Genomic DNA, 7,673 nt, shown 5'->3' on the forward strand with positions numbered 1-7,673 from the left:
GTCATTTGTCATTTGTCATTTGTCATTTGTCATTTGTCATTTGTCATTTGTCATTTGTCATTTGTCATTTGTCATTTGTCATTTGTCATTTGTCATTTGTCATTTGTCATTTGTCATTTGTCATTTGTCGAAAACTGCTTGTACTCTGTCGGGGCGGGTTTAGGGATATCAGGGTGAAAACCTTGCCGTTAGCGGTAAAACTCGCCCCTGCTTCCCCTGCTTCCCCTGCTTCCCCTGCTTCTTCTGCTTCCCCTACTTCTTCTGCTTCCCCTACTTCCCATCATCTCATTTTCCAGACACGCCAACTTCTAACGGCGATCGCGAAACAGAAAGATAAAAGCAATCACCACAGCTATCACCCCTGTGCTAATACTTCCCCAAAATACAGTCGTAAAAAAGAAGGGTGTATCTTTAGCTGGGGGCAGTTGTTCGACCAAAACCGTCGCGGCAATACTGCTGACAATCAATCCGATGCCAATTAAAGCGACTGTCGTATTTAACGTGCGATTACTCTTTGTTTGTTCAATACCACTTACGCTACCAATCGTCCGAATCAAATTTTCCATCAATGGCAATCCTGGACGGAATGTCGCGCCATCTGTGGCAACTTGTTGCAGATATTTTTCATTGGCTACTTCACTAAAGTGGTTCAAAAATTTTAAATAGCTGCTTGTTTCTCGTTCTAGCTTTTGAATCCGCTTTTGATAATTTTCTAAATTCCTCTGAATCGTTGTCATATAATACTCTAGGTCATTTAAATTCATGGCATAATCCGATAATGTGGGTAAGGTCTGAATTAAGGTTGATTGAAGTTCTTTTAAATTCAAGCCTTGGGCAGGAATCGGATTTGGCAAGGTACGGACACTGGCAACTAAACTTCTAATCCTATATGACTGAAGTTTTAACTCTTGGGTACGGCAGCGACTTTGCCAGTATGCCCAAATAATTTTATGGCGATAGCTAAATAAGCGGATTAAATCTAAGTGAATATCATACATATTTTGCCGAATTTCTGTAACTTTTTTCCCAGCCGGAAACATACAGATTATCAAATGATAGTTTTCTTGACTAAAAGACGTCCAGTCTTGCTGCCAATTATCGGGAGAATGCCAATATTCAAATACCCTTGCTCCCAACAATCGTCCTTGTTCTCTAAATTCAGGAATCCATTTAGGATTGGGGGTGAGCTGTTCATAACAGTCTTTAGCCAATTGCTTGGGATCTTGATTACTATCAGCAATTTGTACAGACACTAGCCAAGTTTGACCAATTGTGCCTTGCTTAGTAGGGAGCAGTTCCCAAGTATTAAACTGATGATTAATGTGAGAAGCAATAATTTTCTTGAGTTTGCTTAAGGTTTCAATGCGTTGGGTTGCATCATTAGGTTGTTTGGTTTCAGCATCTTTATAGTCCCCCGAACAATTGACTTGCAGGGCGTAAATATCCCCAAGTTGTAGCACCCGATAGTATCCATCTAAGGGAGATTCAAATGCCTTAACCAAGAGTTGAACATAATCAGCTTCGGGATTTTCTAGGGCGGCTAATTTGCTGAGTTGGTCATTGTCTAAGCTGGGATCGATTTTTTGCCAAAACTGTTGGCGGTGTTGATTGAATTCAGGTAGAGATTGACCGAAACTATCGCGCAGATCATATAAGAATAGATCGACGGTAGGGTAGATTAGCTGAGTCGGTTTGTTCATCATTGATGACACGGGGAACAGGGGTGGGGGAGATGAGGGAGATGAGGGAGATGGGGGAGATGAGGGAGATGGGGTAGGAAGTTAACTCAAAATTCACGCGCCAGGTTTCCTTGAGCCTAGGGTTGGGTTTCCCCATCCCCAGAGGTTGCGGTCTAAAGATAGCAGATTTTTCTCCACAGCCCCTTTAGCCCCACAGCCCCACAGCCCCTTTAGCCCCACAGTCCCCCCGCCCCTGGAGCTAATTCTATGAAGTCGGCAACAGTTTTTACCAAATGTAACGGATTGCAAAGTATAATGAAATCCAGATTACACCGACAAGCACCTAACTAAAGAGTATTACTATCAGATGCGAGTTGCGATCGCTGGAGCGGGTTTAGCTGGACTTTCCTGTGCCAAATATCTCACGGATGCAGGTCACACCCCTATTGTTCTAGAACGTCGGGACGTTCTCGGCGGAAAAGTTGCCGCTTGGCAAGACGAAGATGGGGACTGGTACGAAACCGGATTACATATCTTCTTCGGTGCCTATCCCAATATGCTACGGCTGTTTAAGGAGCTAGATATTGAGGAGCGGCTACAGTGGAAAGACCATACCATGATTTTCAATCAGCCAGAGAAACCGGGCACCTACTCTAGGTTTGATTTCCCGGATTTACCGGCGCCGATTAACGGAATTATTGCGATTCTACGGAATAACGATATGCTGACCTGGTCGGAGAAGATCCGGTTTGGCTTGGGTTTGATTCCAGCCATTATCAATGGTCAGAAGTATGTTGAACAGATGGACAACTATTCCTTCTCCGAGTGGTTAGAGCGCCAAAACGTACCGCCACGGGTAGAAAAGGAAGTCTTTATCGCCATGGCGAAAGCCCTTAATTTTATCAACCCTGATGAAATTTCGGCAACCGTGGTGTTGACGGCACTGAATCGCTTTCTCCAGGAAAAGAATGGGTCAAAAATGGCATTCCTGGATGGTTCCCCAACGGAGCGCCTCTGTAAACCCCTGGTAGACTATATTACGGCAAGGGGTGGAGACGTGCGATTAAAGGCTCCGGTGAAGGAATTTTTACTCAATCCGGATCAGACGGTACAGGGATTTTTAATTCGGGGTGAAAATGGGGACGAAGTGCTGACGGCGGATGCCTATGTCTCGGCAATGCCTGTAGATCCCTTAAAGTTAATCATGCCTCAATCCTGGCGAAAGATGGAATTTTTCAATAAGCTAGAGGGGTTAGAAGGGGTTCCGGTGATTAACCTACATCTGTGGTTTGACCGGAAATTAACAGATATTGACCATCTCCTGTTTTCGCGATCGCCGCTTTTGTCAGTTTATGCTGACATGAGCAATACCTGTCGGGAATATGCCAACCCTGACCGTTCTATGCTGGAATTAGTCCTCGCCCCTGCTAAAGATTGGATTGGTAAATCCGATCAGGATATTGTTGAGGCGACGTTGGCAGAACTTAAGAAACTCTTCCCCAAGCATTTTGACAATGATACCCCTGCCCAGTTGCTCAAGTATCACATCGTCAAAACCCCACGTTCAGTTTACAAAGCTATTCCGGGACGACAAGCCCATCGCCCCTCCCAAGAAACGCCCATCGCCAATTTTTATCTGACTGGCGATTACACCATGCAACGTTACCTTGCCAGTATGGAGGGTGCCGTACTTTCTGGTAAGCTGACATCGCAGGTGATTGTCAGGCGTCATGAGTCAGGAGAGTTAAGTCAAAGGGTGTTTAAGCAGGTGGACAGTAAAGAGGTTCATGAACCCTGCCCTACTTCGTGAGGACGGGGATTGCCAGAGGGAACCTGGGAGGAAGTCATGAATAGGGCATGAGTTAGTAGGGGCAACACTTCCGAACACTTCCCTAGTTCGGGTTTAAATGTAGGTCTAGGAATCTCGCTTACGCTGGGTGATGCCAGGACACACCCCTACTAATGCCTTAAGGGACGTAAACATTGCACGAGTGGATTATCTCCTATGAATCGTGTTCCAGTAGTTAGCAAAGAAGGAAAACCACTGATGCCTACCAAAGCGTCTAGGGCTAGACGGTGGGTAAAAGAAGGCAAAGCTGTCGGGAAATGGTCAGACCTCGGTGTCTACTACGTTCAGCTCACCGCACCATCGGCAGAGGCAGTGCAACCGATTGCTGTTGGGGTAGACCCCGGTAAATCCTATTCCGGAGTTGGCGTTCAATCTGCCCGTAGTACTCTACTGCAATTACATCTGATCCTCCCTTTCGGTCGTGTCAAGGAACGGATGAAAACCAGAGCCACCCTTCGTCGTTCTCGGCGGGGTAGGAGGATTACCCGTAAGGTTTCATTTAAACAGCGCAATCATCGCCAGTGTCGGTTCGACAACCGCAAGCAATGTAAATTACCTCCATCCATCAGAGCTTCGAGACAACTGGAGCTAAGGGTAGTCACTGAAGTGACGAAGATATTTCCGATAACTGCCATTGGTTACGAGCGCGTTAAAGCCGATGTAGACCAAACCAAACGGAAGAAAGCCAAATCAGGCAAGGGATTCTCCCCCGTCATGGTTGGACAAAACTGGGCAATATCTCAGATGGAGAAGATGGCTCCCGTCTACGTCCGGCATGGCTGGCACGAGGACGGGAATGGAACCTCTCAAATCCGAACTCAACTCGGACTAGACAAGGACAAGAAGAACAAGTCCGTTGCTAAACCAGACACCCACGCCGTCGATGGAGTGGCGCTAGCGTGCGGATACTTTATCAAGTATGTTCGCTTTACTGGTTCTAACTCTCACGGCTACGTTTGGAAGGGTAACGTCAACGTCACTTCCTCTCCCTTCAAAATCATCACCCGCCCTGGTGCTATTAAGCGGGGAAAAGAATACGGATTCTTCCGTCGCCAACTGCATTTTGAGATTACCAGTAAGGCAGGAATTAGAAAACCAAAAGGTATCCACGGAACAGTTAAAGGTTTTCGTGTTGCTGACTTAGTTAGAGCCGAGAAATCTGGAGTCAGTTATATGGGCTACGTGGGAGGTTATTCACCAAAAGTGAAAGTATTTGCTGTCTACGACTGGCAGTGGAAGCGAATTGGTTTATTTTCACCCAAAAAGATGGAGTTAATTCGGAGATCTAATGGTTTATGCGTGGCTTAAAAATTGGTAGTGTTCGGGGCATCGAACCCCTCACTCCACCCGCTATCCCTCCCCGCCCTACTTCGTGGAGGACGGGGATACCCACGATTTCGTTGTCGGGGCGGGTTGAGAGGAAACTTGCTCATCCTAACTCCACGATCTGTCTTTACACAAAAGCGAAGGTGAAAGCCCTCGTGATTCATCCGAGGGATGAAACCGAGCAGTCCTTAAATAGCCGAGGATTTATGTACAGACGTGCCATGGCACATCTGGAACATGACGTTTGACTTTTATGACTCAATCCAGGATCGACTCCTTAACCCCCAACCGATTGCCTGCAACGAATGCTTCAATTGCCTAAATCTCCGCCCATGAGAAAGCTGGTTCCTGAATCTGAGGCTTATGAAATCTGCCGTCAGATTACAGCCAAATACGCCAAAACGTTTTATCTGGCTACCTTACTTATGCCAGAAGAAAAGCGTCGTGCGATATGGGCAATATATTTCTGGTGTCGGCGAACCGATGAACTGGTGGATGGTCCCCAAGCCCGTTTAACGACGCCGGAAACCTTGGAACGCTGGGAACAGCAGTTAGAATCGGTTTTTGCGGGACAGCCAATCGAGGACGCGGATGTGGCGTTAGTGGATACGTTGCAACGATTCCCGATGGATATTCAACCATTTCGGGATATGATCGCGGGTCAACGGATGGACTTATTCCGCAGCCGTTATGAAACCTTTGAAGAACTTAAGCTGTACTGCTATCGTGTGGCGGGTACGGTGGGGTTAATGACGAGTCCAGTGCTAGGATTTGACTTGGCTTGGAGTCAAACGCCCTGGAATGGTCAATTTGAGACGAATCCAGTAGAGGAAGCGATCGCGTTAGGGATTGCTAAACAGTTGACAAATATCCTGCGCGATGTTGGCGAAGATGCACAAAGAGGTCGAATTTATCTGCCATTAGATGAATTGGCGCTATTTAATTATACCGAAGAGGATTTATTTAAGGGAGTTGTTGACGAGCGCTGGCAGGAACTGATGCGCTTCCAAATTCAACGGGCGCGTAAGTTTTATACTTACGCAGAAAAGGGTATTGGGGCGCTGAGTCGGGATGCCCGTTGGCCCGTCTGGGCGGCTACGATGCTGTATCAGGGGATTTTAGATGTAATTGAGCGTAATAATTATGATGTGTTTACGCAACGGGCTTATGTGTCTAAGGGGCGGAAGTTGCTGTATTTACCAGTCGCTTGGTTGCGGGCACAGGCGCTTTAATCGTCATTGATCACTGGTCATTTGTTTTTGAAAGTTGCTGGTAGGGGCGCAAAGCTTTGCGCCCAAATTCTTAAATTTGTTGCTTTGTTTATCCCTGACTAAATTGATAATTCCACAATCAGTCGGCGTTTCTCAAACAAGCGATTCGCGATCATGAGGTAAGGAACGATAGTAGTCAAACCCGCCCCTACACAAAAAACAAAATATTCCCGCCTTGATTTTGCCAGATGCTGTGAAAATTAGGCTACCCTTTTACCTAATCCCGCAACCTATATTCCCGTTGCACCCGCTATGAGTAACCGCCACTGGCTAAAGATTACTGAATACCTTTTCCTCGCTGGTTCAGCCTTGGGAACGGTTATCACCGCCGCAACTCAGCAGGCGGTTTACGCCGCCGCACCGATTACGATTACTCTGGGATTGAATCTAGCTAATCGAGGGCGATTTTATCAGAAGACTCATCAACAGACACAAACCGCGATCGCACAACTCCAACAACAAGCTACAAACTCAGACTCCCTCAGATCCCAGATTGCAAAATTACACGATGCGATCGCACAACTCCAACAACAAGTTACAAACTCAGACTCCCTCAGATCCCAGATTACCGAATTACACGATGCGATCGCACAATTCCCAATCCCAGAACCCATTAATCCCAATTCTCCCAGGATTCAGTCTACTGTAGAAGTTCAACTGCTTTTACCAGACAACATTTCCCGATGGCAATGTGTCAACAGCCTCACCGGAAATTTAGCGCCCATTACCACTCTGACTCTTCACCCAGACGGGCAAATTATTGCCACTAACACGATTAATAATACAATCCAATTGTGGGATATTCACACGGGACAAAAACACCTGATCCTCAAAGGACATTCCCACCCGGTTTTATCCATCGCCTTTAATCCTCACGAACAAACCTTAGCCAGTGGTAGTGCGGATCATACGATTAAGCTGTGGGATACTCGCACCGGACAGCAAAAATGCAGTCTAAAGGGCTATTTTTACTATTTTCTCGCCGTCGCCTTTAGTCCCGATGGCTTAACCTTGGCGAGTGGGAGTGCTGACTGTACTGTGAAACTTTGGGATGCCAATACTTTAGCCCAAAAACGCATTTTTAAAGGACATGGGGAAAAAGTTCATACCGTAGCCTTTAGTCCCGATGGGCAAATTCTTGCCAGTGGGAGTCGGGATGGCATGATTAAACTCTGGGATGTCCGTTCCTCTGTTCGCAACGATACGATCACACTCAACGGACATCAAGGTGGGATTTATGCGGTCATATTTAGCCCCGATGGACAATGGCTGGCTAGTGGAAGTGCAGACTGTACAATTAAATTATGGGACATGAGAACTGGACAGGAAAGGTATACATTAAAAGGACATACTGATGAGGTTCGCTGTCTTGCCTTTAGTCGGGATGGGAAAACCTTAGTCAGTGGAAGTTGTGACCAAACCCTGAAACTATGGAATCTGGAGGATGGGGAGTTAATTAGCACTTTATCTGAACATGCGGGTGCAGTGACATCAGTGGTTTTCAGTCCCGATGGACAGCAATTGATTAGTGGGAGTAGCGACAAGACA

At 46.5% G+C, this 7,673-nt stretch carries 6 protein-coding genes; 5 read left to right on the plus strand and 1 reads right to left on the minus strand.

Features of this window, described 5'->3' with window-relative positions:
- Positions 1 to 308 precede the first annotated feature (308 nt).
- Entirely contained in the window at positions 309 to 1,703 is a 1,395-nt protein-coding gene (locus tag RID09_RS24475; protein WP_446338523.1) for a DUF308 domain-containing protein, read from the minus strand.
- A gap of 343 nt (positions 1,704 to 2,046) precedes the next feature.
- Between RID09_RS24475 and pds the strand changes: the two genes are divergently transcribed.
- The 5 genes from pds to RID09_RS24500 form a co-directional block, all read left to right on the plus strand.
- Positions 2,047 to 3,489 (plus strand): 15-cis-phytoene desaturase, encoded by a 1,443-nt coding sequence (gene pds / locus RID09_RS24480; RefSeq protein WP_446338524.1) that lies wholly within the window; start codon positions 2,047 to 2,049, stop codon positions 3,487 to 3,489.
- A gap of 195 nt (positions 3,490 to 3,684) precedes the next feature.
- The gene (locus RID09_RS24485; protein ID WP_446338525.1) at positions 3,685 to 4,836 is read left to right on the plus strand and encodes an RRXRR domain-containing protein; all 1,152 of its coding nucleotides are present in this window, start codon (positions 3,685 to 3,687) and stop codon (positions 4,834 to 4,836) included.
- Positions 4,824 to 5,102, plus strand: coding sequence for a hypothetical protein (locus RID09_RS24490; protein ID WP_446338526.1), 279 nt, complete (start codon positions 4,824 to 4,826; stop codon positions 5,100 to 5,102). Before RID09_RS24485 ends, RID09_RS24490 begins: the two co-directional genes overlap by 13 nt.
- A 57-nt stretch (positions 5,103 to 5,159) precedes the next feature.
- Positions 5,160 to 6,086 (plus strand): 15-cis-phytoene synthase CrtB, encoded by a 927-nt coding sequence (gene crtB / locus RID09_RS24495; RefSeq protein ID WP_446338527.1) that lies wholly within the window; start codon positions 5,160 to 5,162, stop codon positions 6,084 to 6,086.
- 291 nt (positions 6,087 to 6,377) lie between these two features.
- Positions 6,378 to 7,673 (plus strand): WD40 domain-containing protein (locus tag RID09_RS24500; protein WP_446338528.1); only part of this gene is annotated, 1,296 nt, incomplete at its 3' end.

It is taken from the genome of Coleofasciculus sp. G1-WW12-02 (genome assembly GCF_040219735.1).
Taxonomy (GTDB): Bacteria; Cyanobacteriota; Cyanobacteriia; order Cyanobacteriales; family Coleofasciculaceae; genus Coleofasciculus.